Genomic DNA, 24102 nt, shown 5'->3' with positions numbered 1-24102 from the left:
TTGTAAAACCGGTGATAAATAATATATTTGTATTGAAAAATCGACAGTAAAGAAATAATTGTCGATTGAACAGAAAATTTGCCTATGACATAATTAATATAAGGGCGGTGATATAATATGCCAAAGAAGAAAATTGCTTTAGTTGTGATATTGTTAATTATGTTAGTGAGTATAGGATGGTACTATTTTTGTTATGATAAAGTGGATAAATTGACAGCAACAGGTACGATAGAAGTAACAAAATATGATGTTACACCTAGATTAACAGGATATATAAGAAATCTTAAATTAGAAGAAGGAGATAATTTAAATTTAGGAGATTTTGTTTGTGAGATAGAACGAGAAGATTTGCAGGCTCAAAATATTGGTGATTGGCAAGCTGTGAAAGAAGCACAAGCAAAACTGCAAGATTTAAAAGATGGCGCAAGGAAACAAGAAATTGCTATGGCAGAAAATAGTTTGCAAAAGGCACAAGTCATTTTTGATAAAGCTCAAACTGATTTAAAAAGAAATAAAGAATTATATGATGTAGGTGGAATAAGTAAGCAAACTTTAGATGATATGCAAAAAGCTGTCGATGTAGCAGAAAAGGAACTATATATTGCTAAAGAAAATTATGATTTAGTTTTAGCAGGAACAAGACAAAAACAGATAGAAGCACAACAGCAACAGGTTGAAAAATTAATTGCACAAGCTAATGCCAATGAGAGTATTTTAGCAGATACAAAAGTATATAGTCCAATTACAGGAGTCATATTAAATAAAAATCTTGAAAATAATGAATATATTAATCAAGGACAAGCAATTTTGACTATAGCAGATTTAACAGATAGTTGGGTTATTGTATATATAGATATTGCTTTTTATTTGTAAATGATGGATTGTATAATGAAGTGCGACACCTAAAAAAATAAAAAACTCATTATGAATTTTCGTGTAAAATAAAGTTACCACACAAAACCTACACGAAAGGAAAATTCATAATGAGCTATCATCATCTTACCATATCTGAACGTATTCGTATAGAGGTTCTTTCTATTTTAGGTTATTCTACCCGTTTTATTGCTAAATTTTTACATCGTCATCATTCTACTATTGCTCGAGAACTTTCTCGCAATAAATTTGAAAACAATTATTGCTCTACATTTGCTCACAATAACTATCTTAAACGTCGTAAAAATTCTTCTTATTGTGGTAAATATAATGAATTTCTTTCTAATCTTATTTCTGAAAAATTAAATGAAAACTGGTCTCCAGAACAGATTTCTAATGCACTTTTAAACGGTAAACTTTCCTTTAAAACTATTTATAATTGGATTTATACTGGTAAACTAAAAGGTATTTCGCTCAAGAATTTACGGCATAAAGGAAAACGTAGAAAAAAGGAAACTCGTGGTAAATTCTTAATAGGAAGTAGTATTTCAACTAGACCAAAAGAGGTAAAATGTAGAAAAATTTTTGGTCATTGGGAGTTAGATACTATGGTATCTAGTAGAGGAAAATCTAAAGATTGTTTAGCAACATTTGTAGAAAGAAAAACAAGATTTTATGTGGCAATAAAAATAAAAGATAGAACAGCTTCATCAATGCTAGAAGTAATAAAAAAATTAGTGAAAGTATTACCAAAAAAGGCGTTAAAATCGTTTACGACAGATAGAGGAAAAGAATTTGCATGTTATAAAGAAGTAGAAAAATTAGATATAAAAGTATATTTTGCAGATGCATATGCAGCATGGCAAAGAGGTAGCAACGAAAATTCAAATGGGTTGTTAAGAGAATATTATCCAAAGAAAACAGATTTAGGACAAATATCTAATGATGATTTAATAGAAAAATTAATATTATTAAATAGGAGACCAAGAAAATGCTTAAATTGGGATAATCCATTTAATTTATTTTTAAAAGAAGTGTCGCACTTGGATTGACAATTCATCAAATATAAATAAATGATATTTTTTATTTTATAAATTGGGATAATTAAGCTGAAAAAATAACTAAATAATCCATTTTATTGTCCTGCTAGTACAACTAAATTGATAAATTTTTCGCTAGAATAAATTTAAAGAATATAGCAGAAGGTGATTTTATGGTAGATTTTTCAGCACAATATAGATTGATTGGGGCAAGGATAGCTTATTTTCGCAAATTAAAAAGATATACACAAGAAGAATTAGCATTTAGAGCTTCAATAAGCACATCATATTTATCAAGAATTGAAAGAGGAATTTATAGTAAAGGAGTACCGATATCTACATTAATGCAAATAAGCAAAGCCTTAGATATTGATATTAAATTATTATTTGAAGAAAAAATTTAGCCCAAAATTTATAGAAAAGTAAATAAAAAATATAGAAAGATATAATAGCTTTAAACTCAAAAAAGATATGATATAATATAGATTAATATCTTATGTAGAAGGTGGCTATTTATAATGAGCGAAAATTGTAATCATGATTGTGCAAGTTGCGGTACGACTTGTGGAGAACGTACAGCTCCTCAAAGTTTATTAGCACCAAACAATCCAAGTTCAAATATTAAAAAAGTAATTGCTGTAATGAGTGGTAAAGGTGGCGTTGGTAAATCCTTAGTTACTTCTATGATGGCAGTAACAATGCAACGTCGTGGCTATAAAACAGCAATTTTAGATGCTGATATCACAGGTCCATCTATACCAAAAGTGTTTAATCTTAAAGAAAAAGTAACAGGAACACAAGAAGGCATGACACCAGCACAGACAAAAACTGGTATAAAAATTATGTCTACAAATTTGATTTTAGATAATGAAACAGATCCTGTTGTTTGGCGTGGCCCTATTATTGGTGGAGTAGTAAAACAATTTTGGAGCGATGTAAACTGGGGTGAAGTGGATTATATGTTTGTGGATATGCCTCCAGGAACAGGTGATGTACCACTTACTGTATATCAATCTTTACCAGTTGATGGTATTATCGTAGTTACAACACCACAAGAACTCGTATCTATGATTGTAGAAAAAGCTGTGAATATGGCTGGATTACTCAGCGTGCCAATTATTGGTATTGTAGAAAATATGTCTTATTTTGTTTGCCCTAATTGCAATGAAAAACATTATATTTTTGGTAAATCAAAAGTAGAAGAAGAAGCTAATAAATATGGTATAAAACATACAGCTACACTTCCAATAAATCCAAGTTTAGCTCAAAAATGTGATGAAGGTAGTTTTGAAACTTTTGAAGGCGATTTTTTAAATTCTTTAGGTAGCATTTTAGAAGGAAAATAATTCATAAAAATAGAATTTAATAAGTAAACTAAAAAGTCTTTCTGTTTAAGCAGAAAGACTTTTTTTATAAAAAATATTTAAGATTAGAGGGAGTAAAATGAGTCAGCAAGTATATTTACCAAGTTATAGTATTGGTGAAGATGTATATAAGAGAGTACCTCAAATCTGCAGTAATTATGGCAAAACGGCAATTGTAATTGGCGGTGAAATTAGTTTAAGTAAAGTAAAAGATAAATTGCTTATTGCGATGAAAGGGACAGATATAAAATTATTGGATTTTATTTGGTATGGAGGTAATGCTACACGAGAAAATATTGAGCGATTAAAAAATATGAAAACAGTGCAAATGGCAGATATGATATTTGCTGTTGGCGGTGGTAAAAGTATGGATACATGTAAAGCTTTAGCAGATATGCTGAAAAAGCCTGTATTTACATTTCCGACAATAGCATCAAATTGTGCTCCTGTTACAGCTTTATGTATTTTATATGGCAAAGATAAAGTAGAATTTTATGATGCACAAAAACCAGCTATTCATTGTTTTATAGATACAAAAATCATAAGTAATGCACCTATAAAATATCTGCGTGCTGGCATTGGTGATGCTTTATCTAAACAATATGAAGTTTGTTTTAATACGAGAGGTAGAATTTTAAATCACACAAATAATTTAGGGGTACAAATAGCAAAAGATTGTTCAGAAAGATTATTGCAATATGGAGTAAAGGCATTAGATGATGCTCAAAAAAATATTGTATCTGATGAATTTATCCAAACTGTATTGACGATTATTGTAAATACAGGATTAGTTTCTGTTTTAGTAAATTTAAATTACAATAGTAGTTTAGCTCATTCACTTTATTTAGCTAGTGTGAAAATACCAGATTGTAAAGGTCATATGCATGGTGAGATTGTCAGCTTAGGTGTATTATTATTATTACTTGTGGATAAGCAATTAATACAGGCAGAGAAAGTATATGATTTTAATCAGAAACTAGATTTACCTACTTCTTTAATGGATTTAGGGATAAAAGATGTAAAGCAAATAATTGATTTAATTTTACAAGATAAATATTTAAGTTTTGCTCCATATAATATCACAAAAGAGATGATAAAAGAAGCAATAGATATACTCGAAACCTTAAAGCACAAGAAAACTTTTTGAGTTCTAAAATATTTTGATATATAATATATGTATTGGTTTTTCACGAAAATTGTAAGATAAGTAATAGATTATTTTTTATCAAGAATGAGAAAAAATATTTTGCAGTAGTGAGTGTACTCTGATTGTGATATACTAATAAAAGATTAAGTTATTACGCCATTAATAATAGAAAGGGATTTGCATGATAGAATTACCAAGCATTCAACAATTAGAAAATTTTATTATTTATAGCAAAGTAAAAGATATAGCAACGGCAGCTAGAGAAGCAAATGTTACTCGTTCGGCATTTAGTTTTCAAATGAAAAAATTGGAAGAAATAGTTGGTACTCAATTAGTTGTTCACGGAGAAAATACAATAGAACTTACTAAAGAAGGTCAAATCTTCTTAGCTAAAGCGGAAAAAATCGTATCGGAATTAAAACAATCTTTAAGTGAAATGAAAAAATTAGCAGGAGAAGAAGTTTCTTTATCTGTAGGTGCGTTGATGTCTTTAGGCGATGTATTTATCAATCAGCACTTAATTTATTTTAAAAAATACAACACTAATATAAAGATTAATGTTTATAATTTAGAAGCAAAAGAATTGATAAATCAGTTAGAAGCAGATAAATTAGATATAGTATCATCATTTTCCTTAAAGGATTTACAAGATGATGAATATGAAAATATATTTTTCTGTGATGAAGAAATGGTTTATTATGCGCCAAATATTGAGCATTTAGGTAATATCATCAATGTAGAAGAAATCGCTCAATATCCAATGGTACAGTATTCTCCATATTATTTAATGAATTCTACTATAAAGAACTATTTTAGTAAATTAGGTTGTCATCCTCAAGTGGAAGCTTGGTTTGCTACTCCATATGCGATTATGCATTATTGTCAACAAAATCAGGTGGGGGCTGTATTGCCAAAACGCTTGTTAAATGCTATGGGCTTTTTTGATGGTTATTATGATATAGAACCAGATTTTACTTTAAAATGCCATCTATTGTATAAAAAAACAAATCCAAAATATAAATATATAAAGATTTTCATTGATTATATCAATACTTTATATAATAAAAATAACAATAATTGAGTTTAGTGTATGCAGGATAATTGAAAATATGAATTAAAATCGTCAGTGTAAAAAGCTGACGATTTTTTATTATAAAATGTATGATTTTATCGTTGAAATGAATAAATTTGTGTTATAATAATAAACTATAATGTAATGATGTTAATCTAGGAAGTGATTTTATGACAAGAATTTCAGTTGAATTAGTACCAAGAGATATTGAAGTATTAAAAGAAGAAGTAAAAACAATAAAAGAAAAATTAAGCGATGTTGATTTCATTAATATTCCAGATTTGTTGAGTTGTGATACTAGAAGTTGGGACGGAGCAAATATTGCAAAAGCTTATTTCGATGATGTAGTACCACATCTAAGAGCGATGGATTTTGATTTTACAAAAGAGTTACCGATAAAAGATAAATTGAGAGAATATAATATAAAAAAAGTTCTTGTTATAGAAGGTGACCCACCACAAAGTATGCTTTATCAAGTATATCCAACAATAAGTACAGATATTATTAAAAAATTTAGTGAAGAAATGCCGGAAATTACAGTATATGCAGGAATTGACCAATATCGCAGTAGTATGAAAGAAGAAGAATATCGCATTCGCCGTAAGCAATTAGCTGGAGCAAAAGGATTTTTTACACAACCATTTTTTGATATGCGTTATTTAGAAATGTATGCAGACCTTTTAGATGGTTTAGATATTTATTGGGGAGTTTCTCCAGTTTTATCCGAACGCTCTGTAAGTTATTGGAGAAATAAAAACAATGTTATTTTTCCAAAGGACTTTGAACCAACATTAGAATGGAATATAGAATTTGCTCGTAAAGTGATAGATTTTGCTCGCAAACATAATCATAATGTTTATTTAATGCCAATAAAAGCAAAAATAATGCCATACTTAGAAGGTGTTTTCGCTAAATAATAAATCTAAAAGCTGTGAAATAAATTTTTTTCACAGCTTTTTTTATTTACAATTGAATTCTATAATAGTCATATAAAAAACTGAAAATTAAGTAAAAACTTAAAATTTTTTATAGTATGATAAATTTTTATTATGATATTGAATTTGGGAAATGAGGAAAGTGTTATGTTTAAGATTTTAAATAAGAAAGTTTTACATGAAAATATTTTACAATTTACTTTAGAAGCTCCTTTGATAGCGAGAAAAGCAGAGCCAGGTCAATTCGTGGTGTTAAGAGTTAATGAATATGGAGAGCGAGTGCCATTAACTATTGCTGATTTTGATAGAGAAAAAGGAACTATAGATATTATTTTTATGGTAATAGGTGCGTCAACCACTGTATTAGCATCATTAAATGCAGGCGATAGTATTTTAGACTTAGTTGGCCCTTTGGGTAAAAAAACAGATATTAGACCTGATATGGGAACTGTAGTTTGCATAGGTGGTGGAATAGGTGTTGCTCCAATTTATCCTATTGCTAGAAAGATGAAACAAGTGGGCAATCATGTGATAACAATTATGGGGGCAAAAAATAAAGATATTTTGATTTTGAAAGATGAAATGGAAAAAATATCTGATGAAGTTATTGTTACTACAGATGATGGCTCTTATGGTATAAAAGGATTTGTAACGACAGCACTACAGCAATTAATTGATAAAGGAATTGATATTGCTGAAGTAGTAGCTATTGGACCTGTTATTATGATGAAAACTGTAGCTGATACAACTAGACCATATAATATTAAAACGATTGTTAGCCTAAATCCTATTATGGTAGATGGTACAGGAATGTGTGGTGGTTGCCGTGTACAAGTTGGTGATGAAACAAAATTTGCTTGTGTAGATGGGCCAGAATTTGATGGTCATTTAGTAGATTTTGTGAATTTGATGGAAAGACAACGCATGTATAGACCTAAAGAAGAAATTGAAAAAGACCATATTTGTCGTTTAGCTAAAAAGGTTGAAGAAATGGAGGAAAAATAATATGCCTTTAGTAATGCAAAAACATGAAATGCCAGAACAAGACGCTAATGTTCGCAGAAATAATTTTGATGAAGTGGCTTTAGGATATACAGAAGAATTAGCCTTAGCAGAGGTTAATCGTTGTCTTCATTGTAAAGTGCCACATTGTAGAAAAGGTTGTCCTGTAGATATCGATATACCAGCTTTTATTGCTAAAATAAAGGAAGGCGATTTTGAAGGAGCAAATGCAAAAATCAAAGAAGCTAGTAGTTTGCCTGCTATTTGTGGACGCGTTTGTCCTCAAGAAAATCAATGTGAAAAATATTGTGTAATGGGAATAAAAGGCGAACCTGTGGGTATTGGTCGTTTGGAAAGATTTGTAGCGGATTATTGCATGCAAAATTGTGAAGAAAAAATAGAAAAAACAGTAAAAGATGATGCTCAAAAAGTCGCTATTATTGGTTCGGGACCAGCAGGATTAGCTTGTGCAGGTGATTTAGCGAAAAAAGGCTATCAAGTAACAATTTTTGAAGCTTTACATACAGCAGGTGGAGTATTATCTTATGGTATTCCTGAATTTCGTTTACCAAAAGATAAGGTTGTAAAACCAGAAATTGATAATTTGCGTAAGTTTATGAGCTTATGCAAGAATTTAATTTTGATGCTGTATTTATTGCTACAGGAGCAGGGTTACCTCATTTTATGAATATTCCTGGTGAAAATTTAAATGGGGTATATTCTTCAAATGAATTTTTAACAAGATGTAATTTAATGAAAGCATATCGTTTTCCAGAATATGCTACGCCTATTAATGTAGGGAAAAAAGTGGCTGTAGTAGGTGGCGGTAATGTAGCTATGGATTCTGCTCGAACTGCTTTGCGTTTGGGAGCAGAAAAAGTATATATTGTTTATCGCAGAAGTGAAAAAGAATTACCGGCAAGATGTGAAGAAGTAGAACATGCCAAACAAGAAGGTATAGAATTTAAATTATTGAATAACCCAGTAGCTATCTTAGGTGATGAAAAAGGATATGTAAAAGCTATTCGTTGTATAAAAATGGAATTAGGCGAACCTGATGCTTCAGGTCGTAGACGCCCTGTGGAAATACTTAATTCAGAATTTGATATTAATGTGGATACTGTGGTTATCGCTATTGGTCAAGGGCCAAATCCATTGATACAATCAACTACTCCAGATATGCAGACAAATAAGAGAGGTAATATCGTAGCTGATGAAGAAACAGGAAAAACTACTAAAGAAGGTGTTTTTGCTGGTGGCGATATTGTAACAGGAGCTGCAACTGTTATTTTGGCTATGGGTGCAGGTAAAAAAGCTGCTAAAGCTATTGATGAATATTTGATAGAAAAACGCAATAAATGATAAATTTAAATAGATTGATTTTAGGGCAAAGATATGTTGACCGAAAATCAATCTATTTTTTTTAGAAAAATTTTTTGCTATAATGCTTTTATATTTGAATAGAATTTTTTTAGAGGTATAAAATGAGTTTAATGAATTTTACAAGTATAGATTTTGAGACAGCTAATAAAAATCGTGATAGTGCTTGTAGTGTAGCTGTAGTTGTTATTGAAAACGGTAGAATGGTGGATAGTTATAATTCACTTATAAGACCGCCAGAAATGTTTTTTGAAGAAGGTAATATAAAAATACATGGAATTACTCCGCAAATGGTAGAAAATGCACCTACTTTTGCAGATATATGGAAAGATTTACGTATGTATTTAGATAATCGAATAGTTATAGCACATAATGCTTTTTTTGATATGGGCGTATTGCGCAGTTGTATTTGGAAATATAATTTAGCTAAACCACAGTTTAAAACAGCATGTACTGTTCAAATTGCTAGAAAAGTATGGCCACAGTTACCAAATCATAAATTGAATACATTGGGAGAATTTTTTCAGATACAATTTAAACATCATGATGCTTTAGATGATGCAAAAGTTTGTGCAAAAATTCCTTTAGTTGCAGGCAGAACTGTAGGTGTGGATAATATGGATAGTTTATTAAGAAAAATAGGTTTAGAAGAAAAAATATTTAAATCATAAAAATTTATAAAAAAGTGTTGACAAAAAATATTTTATAGTGATATAATAAATCTCGCATTCAACGCGAGTGCCAGATGCGGAAGTGGCGGAATTGGCAGACGCGCTAGACTTAGGATCTAGTGTCTTTCGGCGTGCAGGTTCAAGTCCTGTCTTCCGCACCATTTGAAATTATAGGCTTTACAGATTTTCTGTAAAGCCTTTTTTGTTTTTTTAAAATTATAAAGTTATATTAATTTAATAAATGAAATTGCATTTTTGAGGTATTATTGATTATTTTTGATTATAAGCATATAATTTAGATAGGATTTATTTCTAGTAAGAAAGGTTGAATTTCAATGAAAGTTTTATTATTAAATGGCAGTAGACGCGAAAAAGGTTGTACATATACAGCTCTTAGTGAAATAGCACAAACTTTAGAAAAACAAGGTATCCAAGCAGAAATAATTCATGCAGTACCAGAAACAGAAATTATTAAAAGTGTTGCAGAAAAAGTAAAAACTGCAGATGGTTTAGTAGTAGGTTCTCCTGTATATTGGGCATCTCCATCTGGGGAAATCATTTCTTTTATGGATAGATTATCTAGCTTAGCAGGTAAAGATTTATTACACAAACCAGCAGCAGCTGTCGCTTCCGCTAGACGCGCTGGTACAACTGCAACTTTAGATGTACTTGCTAAATATTTTACTTATCATCAAATGCCAGTAGTTTCTGCAAATTATTGGAATGTAGTACATGGCAATACACCAGATGAAGTGAAAAAAGATGCAGAAGGTATGCAAATTATGCGTGTTTTAGGTAATAATATGGCATGGCTTTTAAAATGCATTGAAGCAGGTAAAAATAATGGTGTACAAATACCAGAAACAGAAGCAAAAATAATGACAAATTTCATTCGTTAAAATAGAGTAAACAGAGTTATAACGATTTTTTATTTCGTTATAACTCTTTTTTTGTGGTAAAATATAAATATAGTAGCCGATAAAGAAGGTGTAAACATGGGGAAAAAATCATTATTGACTAAAGAGGATATTGATATATTAGAGTCTTGGGCTGATGGATACTTTTACAAGATTTTTTATTATTTAGAAGATTTTGTTAAAAAAGGTATAGAGCAAAAATTGTTTACTTTGGAAGAAGCAAAGGAAGATTTAAATATTGCTTTATGGTATGCATATGCAGGCAATAATATTGATATATATGAATATTATTACAAAGTGATAAATTGGATGCCTTATTCAGAAAAAAATGCTAAAGGCTCAGGCGCATGGTATTATCGTTATTCAGTGGCTTTGACTTATTGCAGTGATTTGGAAAAAGCATATAGCTATGCACAAAAGGGTGTACAAGAAGAAGCTGATTATCCATGGGGTTGGTTGAATTTAGCAAAATTACAATATCATTTTGGCGAAAAAGAAAAAGCAATGGCTTCCATAGAAAAGGGCTTATCTCTTGTGCCAGATGATTATGAATTTAAAGTTTTACAAGAGGAAATAAAGGCAAATTGTAGCTTAGAAGAAATGTTATGTCATTATATAAAACCAGAAGATGATGCATTTTTCAAAAATCGACAAATGTATAAACAGCATTTAAAAGAGAAAATGCAAGCTGTAGATGGAGTAATTTGTCATGAGGAGTCTTTGCAGAAGGTAAAAGAATTTTTAAAGGGCAATAAATGGCAAGAAAATAATCCTTATTGTACTTGTATGGTAAAGTTAGATGATATAACAGTAAAAATTGTTTTTACCATGAATAGAGCGATGTTGTCAAAGATAAATATAGATTGGTTAATTAAAGAGTATACCGACATAAAAGATAATTTATTGACTTATGATAAATATGATGTTGAATATAAATTGCAGGAAATAGAGATAGATAGAGATTATCAAATAAAATTAACTTATTATAATAAAAAGAAAAAATTATCTTTAGTTTTGGCTAAAGATAGTAATAAAAAAATTCAAGAAAATCATAATGAACATTTAAAAAATGACAAAGAAGTAGAAAATTTAGCTTTGACATTATATAAAAGAGATGAACAATTTTCTTATGTGGAATGTTGGTTTGAAGATGATAAAATCGTTAAACATTATGGTTTAGTTGGCGATAAGGGAGATATCAAAAAATATGAAAATTGTTCAATTGATGATTATAAATTATACTTAGATATCTTCGTAGGACGATATGAAAAATTAGGTTATATCTCATGGCGAGAATTCACGAAAAAGACTTTATTAATGAAAATCACTATAGAAGATAATGAACAGAATTTATGGAAAGAAGAAAATGAAGCGCCGATATATTTCCTTTATGAAATGGTACAAAAAGCTTTAGAAATTAATGTAGTGGGCTTTTTAAATGATTGGGGCTATAGAAGAAATGAAAAGAAAAATCTGTATGAAATCGACTTTTATTTTGATACGGTTGATAAAGATATAGCAGTGAATTTAGTAAAACATGTCATAGAAGTATTTTCAATGAATGCTAAATCAAAGGTAGAAGAAGTCATAGAATTAGCAGAAGTTAAAAATGGAGTTGTTTAATTTTTCGTTTATAATAGACAATGCCAAAAATATCTGCTAATGCCCAGCCGATAGGGATAGACCACCAAATACCAATTACTCCGATAGAAGGTATGCTAGCAAGGTAATAGGCAAGTCCTACACGTGTGCCTAATGAAATAATGGTTAAAATTACAGACATGCTAGGGAAGTTAATAGCACGATAAAATCCATATAATAAAAATAAAATGCCAATGCCAAAATAGAAACTACCTTCTATGCGGAGATAATCCACACCGATATTGATAATTTCCGTTTCAGAACTATCAATGAAAATAGTCATTAGAGGGCGAGCAAAGATAAAGACGCCAACAGATATAATTAAACAAAATAGAAATGAGATTTTTATAGCAGATTTAATGCCTTGTTGAATTCTATCTGTTTTTTTAGCACCGTAGTTTTGCCCAATGAAAGTAGAGAAAGCATTGCCAAAATCTTGTGCAGGCATATAAGCTAGTGAGTCTATTTTTACAGCAACGGTAAAGGCTGCCATTACTGTTGCACCAAAGCTATTTACAAGATTTTGCACGAGTAAAATTCCAAAATTCATTACAGATTGTTGTGTAGATGTTAATAATGAAGAATTAGAAATATCTTTTATCATGGCTAAATCAAATTTGCAATGTTCTTTTTGCGGAATTAATTCAGGGCATTTTTTTATAGTGTAGATTGTTAGACCTAAGGCACAAAAACCTTGAGCTATTACTGTACCGAGTGCAGAGCCTGCCACACCCATTTGAAAATTAACAACTAAAATAATAGAAAGAATAATATTGAAAAGGGCAGAACTGGCTAAAAAGATAAGTGGTGTTTTTGAATTGCCAATAGCACGAAGTAGACAAGTGAAATAATTATAAACAAAAGAAAAACTAAATCCGATGAAAATAATATAAAGATATGTATAAGTCAAATCGAAAATTTCGCTAGGAACTTGCATAAAATAAATGATTTCATCAATGTAAATAAAAATAAAAATATTTATTATTATTGTAAGTATTAATATTAAGATGAAAGAGATAAAAATACTAGATTTTAATTTGAAATAATCTTTTTCACCATAAAATATCGAAAATAAAGCTCCGCTACCCATACAAAGACCTAATAATACTGAGGTCAAAAAAATGATTAAGGCATAGCTTGCACCAACAGCAGCTAAGGCATCTGTGCCAATAAAATGACCAACAATTAAGGTATCGGAGATATTATATAACTGTTGCATAAGATTGCCTAAAATCATAGGCAGTGAAAATTTTAACATAGTCATCGAAACAGACCCTGTTGTTAAATCATATTTCATAATAAAAGCACCTCGCTTAGACTATAAAGAAAATATATTGCATAAGTTAGAAAATATTTATATAATAAATATAACTAATTAATTGATTAATTTATACTAATACTTAGAATAATGAAAAAATAATTCAAAAGAAAAGAGGAAAACTAATGGAGGCTTTAGTTACGATTATTAATAAATCAGGAGTTCATGCACGACCAGCAGCAATGCTTGCTCAAATGGGACGCAGATATACGTCTAAAATCACATATACAGCAAAAGGTATCACTGCTGATGGGAAAAATATCATTCCTATAATCAATTTAGGATTATCTTGTGGTACACAAGTGCTTATAACTGCTGAAGGTGATGATGAACAAGAAGCTATTAAAGCTTTGAGTGAACTTGTAAATAATCGTTTTGGTGAGCATCAATAATAATATTTATAACACAAATATATTAAGAAGTTAAGAGTTGTCTTCGCTCTGAAATTATGCTAATATATCTTATACAATTTAATGTTTTGTAAAAGACAATGAAAAAGAGAGTATAGATATAATTGAGTTGTGCAGAGAGAAAATTTATAGCTGAAAAATTTTCCAACCCAGTATCTAGAAAGTAGCTTTGGAGTCCTCATACCGAAATAATATTAAGTATGAGCGCAGATACAGCGTTATGTAATGAAGTTTTATCTGAATTTTATGTAGTTGATTTATAAATTTAGATAAGAAAAATTAGGTGGTACCGCGAAGATATCTCTTTCGTCCTTTTATGAGGAATGAAAGAGATTTTTTTGTGTGATTTTTGCCTGATTTAATTGAATAACTTTAGTTTTTGTGTGAAAAATAGGAGGTATTTTTTGATGGAAGAAACAAATATTCCAAAGGTTTATGACCCGCAATCTTTTGAAAAAAAATGGTATCAATATTGGGAAGAAAATAAATTATTCCATGCAGAAGTAGATGAAACTAAAAAACCATTTAGCATTGTAATGCCACCACCAAATGTAACAGGTCAGCTTCATATGGGACATGCTATGGATAATACTTTGCAAGATATTTTAATTCGTTTTAGAAGAATGCAAGGATACAACACTTTATGGATGCCTGGTACTGACCATGCAGGTATAGCAACTCAAGCAAAAGTAGATGCACAACTTCGTGAACAAGGTGTATCTCGTTATGATATTGGTAGAGAAAAATTTTTAGAACATGCTTGGGCATGGAAAGAAAAATATGGTAATCGCATAAAATATCAAATTCGTACACTTGGTTCTTCTTGTGATTGGGATAGAGAACGTTTCACTATGGACGAAGGTTGCTCTCATGCCGTTCGTGAAGTATTTGTACAATTATATAAAAAAGGTTTAATTTATCAAGGTAAACGCATAACTAACTGGTGCCCACACTGCAATACAGCACTTAGCGATATTGAAGTAGAACATCAAAATGAACAAGGTCATTTATATCATTTAAAATATCAAGTTGAAGGCGAAGATAGATTTGTAGAAATCGCTACAACTCGTCCTGAAACTATGTTTGGTGATACTGGCGTAGCTGTTCACCCTGATGATGAACGCTATAGCGATTTAGTAGGTAAAACTTTGATTTTACCAATCGTTGGTCGTCGTATACCACTTTTTGCTGATAGTTATGTAGATCCACAATTTGGTACTGGTGCAGTAAAAGTAACACCAGCTCATGACCCTAATGACTTTGATATGGGTGCTCGCCATAATTTAGAACAGATTGTAGTAATTAACAATGATGGTACAATGGCAGAAAATACTGGTAAATATGCTGGTCTTGATCGTTATGAATGCCGTAAACAATTAATCGAAGATTTAAAACAACAAGGCTATTTAATCAGCATTGAAGAACATGAACATGCAGTAGGTCATTGCTCTCGTTGCTCTACAACTGTAGAACCACTTGTATCTAAACAGTGGTTTGTAAAAATGGAATCTTTGGCAAAACCTGCAGCTGAAGCTGTAAAATCTGGCAAAATTAAATTTGTTCCAGAAAGATTTTCTAAAATCTATTGCAATTGGTTAGATAATATACGCGATTGGTGTATCTCTCGTCAGCTCTGGTGGGGTCATCGTATTCCAGCGTGGTATTGTGATGATTGTGGTGCAACTATCGTAGAAAATGAAGATGTAACAGTTTGTCCTCATTGTGGTAGCAAACATGTTCATCAAGATGAAGATGTACTTGATACATGGTTTAGCTCTGGTCTTTGGCCATTTGAAACTATGGGTTGGCCAGAACAAACAGCAGAATTAAAACAATTCTATCCAACAAGTGTACTTGTTACAGGATATGACATTATTTTCTTCTGGGTAGCTCGTATGGTAATGATGGGCTTAGAATTTGGTAAAGATATTCCATTTAAACATGTATTTATTCATGGTCTTGTACGTGATAGTCAAGGTCGTAAAATGAGTAAATCTTTAGGTAATGGTATTGACCCTGTTGAAGTAATTGAAAAATATGGTGCAGATACACTTCGCTTTATGCTCATCACAGGTAATACACCTGGTAATGATATGCGTTTTTATTGGGAACGTGTAGAATCTGCTCGTAATTTCGCTAATAAATTATGGAATGCTTCTCGTTTCATGCTTATGAATCTTGAAGGTTTTGACAAAACTTTTGTTCCAGAAGCTAGCGACTATACTTTAGCTGATAAATGGATTTTAAGCCGTTATGCTAAAACTGCTATCAGCATTACTGAAAACCTAGAAAAATTTGAATTAGGTGAAGCTGGTCGTTCTTTATATGACTTCATTTGGAATGAATTCTGTGATTGGTATATTGAACTTAGCAAAGCTCGTCTTTACGATAAAGAAAATGTTCGTCCACGTAAAGTAGCTCAATATGTTTTAGGTTATGTACTTGAACATACACTTCGCTTATTACATCCATTTATGCCATTTATTACAGAAGAAATTTGGCAACACATTCCACATGAAGGTAAGAGCATCATGGTGGCTGATTGGCCAACAGGTGAAGAAGCAAAACTTGATGATGCAAGCGAAGTAGAAATGACTACTATCATGGAAACAATCAAAGCTATCCGTAATATGAGAGCTGAAGTAAATGCAGCACCAAGTAAAAAAACAGAAGTAATTCTTCATTTAAGTGATGAAAGCTTAACAGATGTATTTGCTAAAAACAGTGGATATTTAGAAACGTTAGCTTCTGCTAAAAATGTAACTATTTTAGCAAAAGATGATGCAAAACCAGAAAATGCAATGACAGCAGTAGTAAATGGTGTAGAAATTTATTTACCTTTAGCAGGCTTAATTGATGTAGAAAAAGAAACTGCTCGTTTAAATAAAGAATTAGCTACATTAGATAAAGAAGTATCACGTCTTGATAAAAAACTTTCTAACGCAGGCTTTATTGCCAAAGCACCTGCTGATATTGTAGAGAAAGAAAAAGAAAAATTAAAAGGTTATGAAGAAAAACGTGAAGCAGTAAAACAACGTTTGGCATATTTAGCAACTCTTTAATTTTAGATTTTTTTATGAAAGGCGTAATAAAATGAATTATCTAGAATCGCTAGAATATCTAGATGAGCTTAGTACCTTTGGTACTAAGCTTGGTCTAGGTCGCATTAAACAATTGGTAACTTATTTAGACAATCCACAAACAAGATATAAAACTATACACATAACAGGAACTAATGGAAAAGGTTCAACAAGTTCTATGTTATCTAGTATTTTAACAACATCTAATATTAAAACAGGTTTGTATATTTCACCTCATTTAGTATCATATACAGAACGTATTCAAATAGACGGAAATCCTATAAGCGAAGAAGATTTTGCTGATTGTATTAGTGCTGTTAAAACTTTTGTGGATAAAATGGTTGAAGATGGCGAAGAGTCACCTACACAGTTTGAAGTTATTACAGCAGCGGCATTTTTGTATTTTGCGATTAATAAAGTAGAATATGCTGTCATCGAAGTAGGATTAGGTGGATTATTAGATTCTACTAATGTGGTAAAACCAGAAGTTAGCGTCATCACAAATGTGGCATTTGAACATGCTCATTTATGTGGAGGAACTTTAGAAGGTATAGCAGAGCATAAAGCAGGTATTATAAAAGATGGCGTACCTGTGGTTACAGCAGCAAAAGATATACCATTAGATATAATTAATCAAACAGCTGAAGAAAAAAATGCTGATATTTTCATAGCAAATAATGATTTTTCAGCTATGTTTGTGAATTTTGATGGGCAGTATCAAGAATTAAAATTTAGTTCTGAATTATTAGGAGTTAATTTCAATTATAAATTGAAATTATTAGGCGACCATCAAATAGAAAATAGTTCTTTGGCTATTATGACAGCTAGTATCTTAGGTAATAATGATGAACGTATTACTAGAGAAAATATCATTGATGGTTTAGCATTAGCAAAATGGCCAGCACGTTTTGAAGTATTTAATTTTGATGGACAGATTTGCATAGTAGATGGTGCTCATAATCCAGCAGGTATGATGATACTTCGTCAAAATTTAGATAAATATTATCCAAATGAAAAAAGAGTTATTCTTTTAGGTATATTAAAAGATAAAGACATAGATACTATGCTTATTGATTTATTGCGTGATGATGATGAAATCGTTATAACTACTCCAAATTCAGAAAGAAAAGCTTCTCCTGAATATATTGCAAGTAAGATATCAAATCATCGTGTAGAGACTTTTAATAATATGCAAGAAGCTTTAACTTTAGCTCGTCAGTGGGCAGGTAAAGATAAAGTTTTATGTATAACAGGTTCTTTATATTTGACAGGCGAACTGAGAAATATTTTAGTCAATGAAGCATGATTTTAGTAAAGGTATTTTTAGCTTTTAGAGTAGTAGGTGTATAGGTGGATATATTTAAAAAAAATAGATTGAATAATGATTGTAAACGATTGATGTTTTACATTGTTATAGCTATGGCAACAATGTTACCTTTTTCCTATGTTGTATCAAGTCTATTGTTAGTAGCTGGCTGGGGTGTTTTTGCCTATAAATCATTTAAGGGATTTTTTGAATGGAAACGTACAATACTTGACTTTCCAATTATGATTTTTGTGATTATATCTTTTTTATCCGTTTTAGTATCACCAGATTCAGCATTTAGTTTTTACAATTGCTATAATTTAGTTGGTCGATATGTACTTACATATTACTTAGTTGTGCAAAGTATAGATTTAAAAAATATAGGACAATTAAAAGTATTTTTAAGCTGTATAAGCTTATCTTTATTTATTGTTGTAATATATGGTTTTATGCAAGCATTTTTAGGTATAGGACTAACTTCTGAGCAAATAGTATGGACTGATGGAGCAATGTTTCCTGGATTAAAAACGAGAGTATTTTCCACATGGCAAAATCCTAATTTATTAGGTGGCTACTTTGATTTGATGTTAGGCTTGATGGCTGGAATGTTTTTATTGATAAAACATAAAATCGTTCGCATTGTAATCGCAGTTTTATTCTGTTTAACAGCCTTTTGTTTGACCTTGACATATGCTAGAGGGGCTTGTCTAAGTATTGCCTTAGTAATCTTTGTCTACAGTATTTTATATAATCGAAAAGTATTATTAGCATTGATAGGATTAGCTGTCATCTTATTGCTTTCAGATGCAACTTTAGTGGATAGAATGACATCTATTTTTACGAAAATGGATACATCTTCAGAAATGCGTCTTGCTTTTTGGGAAAGTACTATAGCGATGATTTTAGACCACCCATTATTGGGCATAGGTTGGGGTTCATATTTTATGGTTTATCCTAATTATGATTATTATATGCAGGGGAATTTTATAAAAATTGTACATGCACATAATATGTATTTGAATTTTATGGCTGAAATTGGTTTATTTGGTTTTGCAAGTTATATGGTTTGTTTCTTTGGTGTAATTTACAAAGCCTTTAAAGCACAAGTTATGAAATTAGATATATTGGTTAAAGCTATGTTTTTAGGCATAGGTTTAGGTTTATCTGCATTGGCATTAAATGGTTTTACAGATTATGTAATGTTTAATACAGAATTATCTATGCTTGTATGGCTATTTTCAGGAATTGTAGTTTCTGGATATAAAAATTAAATTAATAATATTATTTAAACTCAAGCCTTAAAGGAGTGAATGCAGTGAAAGAACAAACTATTTCTAAAGCAACTATTGATAGATTACCACTATATTATAGAACTTTGAGATTGGCTCAAGATGATGGCATGGATATCATCTCATCAGATGAATTAGGCCGTCGATTAGAATTAACACCGGAGCAAATTAGAAAAGATTTAGCTTTATTTGGTCAGTTTGGTAAAAAGGGAGTTGGCTATTATGTCAATGAACTTAAATTTAATGTAGGCAAGATTTTAGGGCTTGATAATCATTGGAATATTGCAATCGTAGGGATTGGTCATTTAGGTGTGGCTTTGGCTAATTATCAAAATTTTATTGCTTTAGGTTTTAATCTAGTAGCATTATTTGATAATGACCCCAATATTATTGGTAAGACAGTAAATCATGTAAAAGTAAAAAGTATTGATGAATTGCAAAGTTGTGCTAAAAATCTGAAGATAGATATTGGGGTTATTGCAGTACCTGCTCAATTTGCACAACAGGTCGCTGATAAATTAGTTAAAGCAAATATAAAAGGAATATGGAACTTTGCTCCTGTAAAAATGAGAGTCCCTGAAGATGTGAAAATTGTTAATGAAGATTTATCTGTGGGACTTAGTAGATTGTCGTATTATATTACAGGAAAATAGCTTTCTTTTCCTATAGTAAAACTTGACGCTTTTCCCTAGTAGTGGTATGCTTTTGTTAGTGATATGCGTTATTATTTATTAAAAGATGGAGTGTTGATTTTTTATAATTTTTATTTATTTTTTATTGAAGAATTATAAATAAAAAAATTTATTTCATAAATGATACAATAATCTTTGATTATCGTATTAGACAATGATATAATGGAACACGACATAATAATGCAACAATATATTTTGGTAAGGAGGAGAATTTTTAATGATTGACATTTTAGATCGTGTGCGTAATAAAGCTTTGCATGCGAAAATTGTCAGTGCACAAGAAGCTGCTGAGTTAATTAAACCAGGCATGAATGTGGGAACTAGTGGATTTACACCATCTGGTTATCCTAAAGCTGTGCCTTTGGCTCTTGCTGAACGCATGAAAGAACACCCATTTAAAATTAATTTATATACAGGTGCTTCTGTAGGACCAGAACTTGATGGTGCACTTTGTGAAGTTAATGGTATCGATAAACGTATGCCATATCAAACTAACAAATTATTAAGAAATTTAATAAACTCTGGTGAAATCTCTTATAGCGATTTACATCTTAGTGAATCCGCTCAGTTATTACGTTATGGTTTCTATGGTAAACTAGATGTTGCTATCGTAGAAGCTTGTGCTATTACAGAAGAAGGTAACATTATCCCAACAACATCTATGGGTAATACAGCTTCTTTCGTTCAACAAGCAGATATGGTTATAGTAGAAGTTAATACTAGCCAACCATTAGAACTCGAAGGTATGCATGACGTTTATGTGCCTCTTGATCCACCACATCGTCTTCCAATTCCTATTGTTAAGGCTAACGACCGTATTGGTACACCTTACATACCTTGCACTCCAGATAAAATTAAATGCATTGTTCCTTGTGATATTACAGATAAAACTCGTCCATTTGGTGAAATTAGTGAAGCTGATCACAAAATGTCTGAATATATCATTGAACTTCTTCAAGATGAAGTTAAAAAAGGTCATATGCCTAAAAATCTCTTACCATTACAATCTGGTGTAGGTAATGTAGCAAATGCAGTAATCAGCGGGTTCGTTGATTCTGATTTAAAAGACTTATCTGTATATACAGAAGTTATCCAAGATGGTATGTTTGACTTAATTGATGCTGGTAAATTAAACTTTGCATCTGGTACAGCATTATCTCCATCTCCAGACGGATTAAAACGTTTCTATGAAAATATCAAAGAATATAGAAAACATCTTTTACTTCGTCCACAGGAAATTTCCAATAGCCCAGAAGTTGTAAGAAGAATTGGTGTTATTGCTATGAATACTGCTATTGAATGCGATATTTATGGTAATATAAACTCCACTCATATCATGGGTACAAAAATGATGAATGGTATTGGTGGTTCTGGTGACTTCGCTAGAAATGCTTACCTCACTTGCTTCTTTACAGCATCTACTGCTAAAAACGGTCTTATCTCTTCTATCGTTCCTATGTGCTCTCATGTTGACCATACAGAACATGATGTAGATATCATCGTTACAGAACAAGGTTTAGCTGACTTAAGAGGTCTTGCTCCACGCGAAAGAGCTCGTGAAGTTATTAACAAATGTGCTCATCCAGATTATAAACCTATGTTAATGGATTATTTGGAAAGAGCAGAAGCTGCAACAAAACATGCACAAACTCCACATATTATTAAAGAAGCTTTGTCCTGGCATGAAAAATTCATGGAAACAGGTTCAATGAAATAATAACCTTTTTAGGGAGGAATTTAAAATTATGAGCAATGAAAAAGAAAAAATCCAAGCTGGCTTAGCTGAATATAACGCTAGTGTAGAAAAAACAGTTGCAAGATTCCCAGAACGTGGACATCTTCCAGAACAACGTTTATATACTCCACTTGACATTGAAGGTACTGACTACACAGAAGAAATTGGTTTCCCTGGTATGTATCCTTATACTCGTGGTGTTCAGCCTACTATGTATCGTGGTCGTTTCTGGACAATGCGTATGTATGCAGGTTTCTCCACTGCTGAAGAATCCAACAAACGTTATCGTTATTTAATTGAATCCGGTGCTACAGGTCTTTCTTGTGCATTTGACCTTCCAACTCAGATTGGTTATGACTCTACTGATGACATCTCCGAAGGTGAAGTTGGTAAAGTTGGTGTTGCTATCGACTCCTTAGCAGATATGGAAATCCTCTTCGATCAGATCGATCTTGGTAAAGTTTCCACTTCTATGACTATCAATGCTCCTGCATCCGTACTTTTAGCTATGTACATTGCAGTTGCTGAAAAACAGGGTGTACCTGCTGATCAATTAAAAGGTACAATCCAGAACGATATTCTTAAAGAATATGCTGCTCGTGGAACATATATCTTCCCACCACGTCCATCTATGCGTCTTATCACTAACATCTTTGAATATTGCTCTAAATATGTACCAAAATGGAACACAATCTCCATTTCTGGTTACCATATTCGTGAAGCTGGTTCTACTGCTTCTCAGGAAATCGCATTTACTATTGCTGATGGTATCGCTTACGTTGAAGCAGCTATCAAAGCTGGTCTTGACGTTGATGCTTTCGCAGGTCGTCTATCCTTCTTCTGGAATGCTCATAACAACGTACTTGAAGAAGTTGCAAAATTCCGTGCTTCCCGTCGTATCTGGGCTAAAGTTATGAAAGAAAGATTTGGCGCTAAAAAAGCTAAATCCATGATGCTTCGTGTTCATACACAAACAGCTGGTTCCATGCTTACAGCTCAACAGCCTAACAACAACATTATCCGTGTTGCTTTACAGACTGCAGCTGCTGTTATGGGTGGTACTCAGTCCCTTCATACAAACTCCCGTGATGAAGCACTTGCTCTTCCTACAGAAGAATCCGTAATGATCGCTTTACGTACTCAACAGATTGTTGCATATGAAAGTGGTTTAGCTGATGTTGTAGATCCACTTGCTGGTTCTTACTATGTTGAAGCTATGACTAACAGAATCGAAAAAGAAGCTTGGGATTACATCAAAAAAATCGACGAAATTGGCGGCGCAGTATCTGCAATTGAAAAAGGTTATATCCAGAAAGAAATTCAGGATAGTGCTTACAAATGGCAAATGGATGTTGAATCCGGTGCTAGAACAATTGTCGGCGTAAACAAATTCCAGATCGAAGAAAAACCAGTTGAAGGTCTTCTCAAAGTTGACGCTTCCGTTGGTGAAAAACAGAAAGCTAAAGTTGAAGCTATGAAAGCTAAACGTGACAACGCTGCTGTAGAAGCTGCTCTTGCTGACTTAGAAGCTGCTTGTAAAGATGAAAACGAAAATCTTATGCCTCATATCCTCGCTGCCGTTAAAACTTATGCAACTCTCGGAGAAATCTGTGGCGTAATGCGTAAAGTATTCGGCGAATATGAAGCACATGTAAATCTTTAATAAGTGAAGATATTTGGAGGTAAATATAATGATTAGAGTATTAGTAGCAAAACCAGGTTTAGATGGTCATGACCGCGGAGCAAAAGTTGTAGCACGTGCTCTTCGCGATGCAGGCTTTGAAGTAATTTATACAGGTCTTCGTCAGACTCCTGAACAGATTGCAGAAGCAGCTTTACAGGAAGACGTTAATGTAGTTGCTATGAGTATCCTTTCTGGTGCTCATCCACATCTTTTCCCTAAAGTTGTAAAACTTGTTAGAGAAAAAGGCATGAACGATGTATTAATCATCGGCGGTGGCGTTATTCCAGAAGGCGATATCCCAGCTCTTAAAGAAGCAGGTATTGCAGAAGTATTTACTCCTGGTACACCAACAACTGACGTTATTGAATTCATCAAAGCTCACGTAAAAGAAGCTTAATTTTTAACAGTTAACGTTATTAATTAAATAATATAAAGAAAATCATCTTGTCTTTCTTAGTCTCTATAAGGAGACAAGATGATTTTTAATATAAATGTATTTGTGGCTTCTGTGCATAAGGGACAGGAGCTGACATCAAAGGTGGTGCT

General features: G+C 31.8%; 20 protein-coding genes, 1 tRNA gene, 1 pseudogene and 1 other annotated feature. Of the genes and pseudogenes, 21 read left to right on the top strand and 1 reads right to left on the bottom strand.

Annotated features, from left to right (window positions below; all coding sequences use genetic code 11):
• The first annotated feature begins 117 nt into the window (after positions 1 to 117).
• The 13 genes and pseudogenes from GXM21_RS09930 (at position 118) to GXM21_RS09870 (ending at position 12024) form a co-directional block, all read left to right on the top strand.
• The gene (locus GXM21_RS09930) at positions 118 to 873 is read left to right on the top strand and encodes an HlyD family secretion protein (RefSeq protein ID WP_008539930.1); all 756 of its coding nucleotides are present in this window, start codon (positions 118 to 120) and stop codon (positions 871 to 873) included.
• Between the two features lie 110 nt (positions 874 to 983).
• Complete coding sequence (locus GXM21_RS09925) at positions 984 to 1925, top strand: IS30 family transposase (RefSeq protein ID WP_008539931.1); 942 nt, start codon at positions 984 to 986, stop codon at positions 1923 to 1925.
• Between the two features lie 161 nt (positions 1926 to 2086).
• Positions 2087 to 2317: a helix-turn-helix domain-containing protein gene (locus tag GXM21_RS09920; RefSeq protein ID WP_008539932.1), complete on the top strand. Its 231-nt coding sequence runs from the start codon at positions 2087 to 2089 to the stop codon at positions 2315 to 2317.
• Positions 2318 to 2431: 114 nt separating this feature from the next.
• Positions 2432 to 3259 (top strand): Mrp/NBP35 family ATP-binding protein, encoded by an 828-nt coding sequence (locus GXM21_RS09915; RefSeq protein WP_008539933.1) that lies wholly within the window; start codon positions 2432 to 2434, stop codon positions 3257 to 3259.
• A 97-nt stretch (positions 3260 to 3356) separates the two neighbouring features.
• Positions 3357 to 4424, top strand: coding sequence for an iron-containing alcohol dehydrogenase family protein (locus GXM21_RS09910; protein WP_008539934.1), 1068 nt, complete (start codon positions 3357 to 3359; stop codon positions 4422 to 4424).
• Between the two features lie 181 nt (positions 4425 to 4605).
• A complete protein-coding gene (locus GXM21_RS09905) occupies positions 4606 to 5505 on the top strand; it encodes a LysR family transcriptional regulator (protein WP_008539935.1) in 900 nt (299 codons plus the stop codon).
• A 161-nt stretch (positions 5506 to 5666) separates the two neighbouring features.
• Entirely contained in the window at positions 5667 to 6413 is a 747-nt protein-coding gene (locus GXM21_RS09900; protein ID WP_008539936.1) for a methylenetetrahydrofolate reductase, read from the top strand.
• 165 nt (positions 6414 to 6578) lie between these two features.
• Positions 6579 to 7436, top strand: coding sequence for a sulfide/dihydroorotate dehydrogenase-like FAD/NAD-binding protein (locus GXM21_RS09895; protein ID WP_008539937.1), 858 nt, complete (start codon positions 6579 to 6581; stop codon positions 7434 to 7436).
• Between the two features lies 1 nt (position 7437).
• A pseudogene (gltA, locus tag GXM21_RS09890) lies at positions 7438 to 8795 on the top strand (NADPH-dependent glutamate synthase).
• Between the two features lie 122 nt (positions 8796 to 8917).
• Positions 8918 to 9484 carry a 3'-5' exonuclease gene (locus tag GXM21_RS09885; protein ID WP_008539940.1) on the top strand — a complete coding sequence of 189 codons (567 nt, stop codon included), beginning with the start codon at positions 8918 to 8920 and terminating at the stop codon, positions 9482 to 9484.
• A gap of 76 nt (positions 9485 to 9560) precedes the next feature.
• Positions 9561 to 9645 (top strand) — tRNA-Leu (locus GXM21_RS09880).
• A 174-nt stretch (positions 9646 to 9819) separates the two neighbouring features.
• Entirely contained in the window at positions 9820 to 10383 is a 564-nt protein-coding gene (locus GXM21_RS09875; protein ID WP_008539941.1) for a flavodoxin family protein, read from the top strand.
• Positions 10384 to 10479: 96 nt separating this feature from the next.
• Complete coding sequence (locus tag GXM21_RS09870) at positions 10480 to 12024, top strand: tetratricopeptide repeat protein (protein WP_008539942.1); 1545 nt, start codon at positions 10480 to 10482, stop codon at positions 12022 to 12024.
• Here GXM21_RS09870 and GXM21_RS09865 read toward each other — a convergent pair.
• On the bottom strand, positions 12005 to 13339 hold the full coding sequence (locus GXM21_RS09865) for an MATE family efflux transporter (RefSeq protein WP_008539943.1): 1335 nt from the start codon (positions 13337 to 13339) through the stop codon (positions 12005 to 12007). The genes GXM21_RS09870 and GXM21_RS09865 overlap by 20 nt on opposite strands.
• Before the next feature lie 146 nt (positions 13340 to 13485).
• Between GXM21_RS09865 and GXM21_RS09860 the strand changes: the two genes are divergently transcribed.
• The 8 genes from GXM21_RS09860 (at position 13486) to GXM21_RS09825 (ending at position 23953) form a co-directional block, all read left to right on the top strand.
• Entirely contained in the window at positions 13486 to 13752 is a 267-nt protein-coding gene (locus GXM21_RS09860; protein WP_008539944.1) for an HPr family phosphocarrier protein, read from the top strand.
• Positions 13753 to 13841: 89 nt separating this feature from the next.
• Positions 13842 to 14087: a binding site (T-box leader), on the top strand.
• A gap of 90 nt (positions 14088 to 14177) precedes the next feature.
• Positions 14178 to 16832 (top strand): valine--tRNA ligase, encoded by a 2655-nt coding sequence (locus GXM21_RS09855; protein WP_008539945.1) that lies wholly within the window; start codon positions 14178 to 14180, stop codon positions 16830 to 16832.
• Positions 16833 to 16863: 31 nt separating this feature from the next.
• Positions 16864 to 18156 carry a bifunctional folylpolyglutamate synthase/dihydrofolate synthase gene (locus GXM21_RS09850; RefSeq protein WP_008539946.1) on the top strand — a complete coding sequence of 431 codons (1293 nt, stop codon included), beginning with the start codon at positions 16864 to 16866 and terminating at the stop codon, positions 18154 to 18156.
• A 44-nt stretch (positions 18157 to 18200) separates the two neighbouring features.
• On the top strand, positions 18201 to 19427 hold the full coding sequence (locus tag GXM21_RS09845; RefSeq protein ID WP_008539947.1) for an O-antigen ligase family protein: 1227 nt from the start codon (positions 18201 to 18203) through the stop codon (positions 19425 to 19427).
• A gap of 44 nt (positions 19428 to 19471) precedes the next feature.
• Complete coding sequence (locus GXM21_RS09840; RefSeq protein ID WP_008539948.1) at positions 19472 to 20098, top strand: redox-sensing transcriptional repressor Rex; 627 nt, start codon at positions 19472 to 19474, stop codon at positions 20096 to 20098.
• 256 nt (positions 20099 to 20354) lie between these two features.
• On the top strand, positions 20355 to 21854 hold the full coding sequence (locus tag GXM21_RS09835; protein ID WP_008539950.1) for a succinyl-CoA:acetate CoA-transferase ScpC: 1500 nt from the start codon (positions 20355 to 20357) through the stop codon (positions 21852 to 21854).
• Between the two features lie 28 nt (positions 21855 to 21882).
• Entirely contained in the window at positions 21883 to 23535 is a 1653-nt protein-coding gene (locus tag GXM21_RS09830) for an acyl-CoA mutase large subunit family protein (protein WP_008539952.1), read from the top strand.
• Positions 23536 to 23563: 28 nt separating this feature from the next.
• The gene (locus tag GXM21_RS09825) at positions 23564 to 23953 is read left to right on the top strand and encodes a cobalamin B12-binding domain-containing protein (RefSeq protein WP_008539953.1); all 390 of its coding nucleotides are present in this window, start codon (positions 23564 to 23566) and stop codon (positions 23951 to 23953) included.
• Positions 23954 to 24102 lie beyond the last annotated feature (149 nt).

Source organism: Megamonas funiformis, assembly GCF_010669225.1.
Lineage (GTDB): Bacteria > Bacillota > Negativicutes > Selenomonadales > Selenomonadaceae > Megamonas > Megamonas funiformis.
The sequence above is the reverse complement of the archived record's forward strand: the minus strand, read 5'-3'. Positions and strand labels throughout refer to the sequence as shown.

What these genes read in the sequence shown, in the direction of transcription:
- GXM21_RS09930 (WP_008539930.1), top strand. Translation starts at nt 118, where the DNA reads ATGCCAAAGAAGAAAATTGCTTTAGTTGTGATATTGTTAATTATGTTA.
- GXM21_RS09925 (WP_008539931.1), top strand. Translation starts at nt 984, where the DNA reads ATGAGCTATCATCATCTTACCATATCTGAACGTATTCGTATAGAGGTT.
- GXM21_RS09920 (WP_008539932.1), top strand. Translation starts at nt 2,087, where the DNA reads ATGGTAGATTTTTCAGCACAATATAGATTGATTGGGGCAAGGATAGCT.
- GXM21_RS09915 (WP_008539933.1), top strand. Translation starts at nt 2,432, where the DNA reads ATGAGCGAAAATTGTAATCATGATTGTGCAAGTTGCGGTACGACTTGT.
- GXM21_RS09910 (WP_008539934.1), top strand. Translation starts at nt 3,357, where the DNA reads ATGAGTCAGCAAGTATATTTACCAAGTTATAGTATTGGTGAAGATGTA.
- GXM21_RS09905 (WP_008539935.1), top strand. Translation starts at nt 4,606, where the DNA reads ATGATAGAATTACCAAGCATTCAACAATTAGAAAATTTTATTATTTAT.
- GXM21_RS09900 (WP_008539936.1), top strand. Translation starts at nt 5,667, where the DNA reads ATGACAAGAATTTCAGTTGAATTAGTACCAAGAGATATTGAAGTATTA.
- GXM21_RS09895 (WP_008539937.1), top strand. Translation starts at nt 6,579, where the DNA reads ATGTTTAAGATTTTAAATAAGAAAGTTTTACATGAAAATATTTTACAA.
- GXM21_RS09885 (WP_008539940.1), top strand. Translation starts at nt 8,918, where the DNA reads ATGAGTTTAATGAATTTTACAAGTATAGATTTTGAGACAGCTAATAAA.
- GXM21_RS09875 (WP_008539941.1), top strand. Translation starts at nt 9,820, where the DNA reads ATGAAAGTTTTATTATTAAATGGCAGTAGACGCGAAAAAGGTTGTACA.
- GXM21_RS09870 (WP_008539942.1), top strand. Translation starts at nt 10,480, where the DNA reads ATGGGGAAAAAATCATTATTGACTAAAGAGGATATTGATATATTAGAG.
- GXM21_RS09865 (WP_008539943.1), bottom strand. Translation starts at nt 13,339, where the DNA reads ATGAAATATGATTTAACAACAGGGTCTGTTTCGATGACTATGTTAAAA.
- GXM21_RS09860 (WP_008539944.1), top strand. Translation starts at nt 13,486, where the DNA reads ATGGAGGCTTTAGTTACGATTATTAATAAATCAGGAGTTCATGCACGA.
- GXM21_RS09855 (WP_008539945.1), top strand. Translation starts at nt 14,178, where the DNA reads ATGGAAGAAACAAATATTCCAAAGGTTTATGACCCGCAATCTTTTGAA.
- GXM21_RS09850 (WP_008539946.1), top strand. Translation starts at nt 16,864, where the DNA reads ATGAATTATCTAGAATCGCTAGAATATCTAGATGAGCTTAGTACCTTT.
- GXM21_RS09835 (WP_008539950.1), top strand. Translation starts at nt 20,355, where the DNA reads ATGATTGACATTTTAGATCGTGTGCGTAATAAAGCTTTGCATGCGAAA.
- GXM21_RS09830 (WP_008539952.1), top strand. Translation starts at nt 21,883, where the DNA reads ATGAGCAATGAAAAAGAAAAAATCCAAGCTGGCTTAGCTGAATATAAC.
- GXM21_RS09825 (WP_008539953.1), top strand. Translation starts at nt 23,564, where the DNA reads ATGATTAGAGTATTAGTAGCAAAACCAGGTTTAGATGGTCATGACCGC.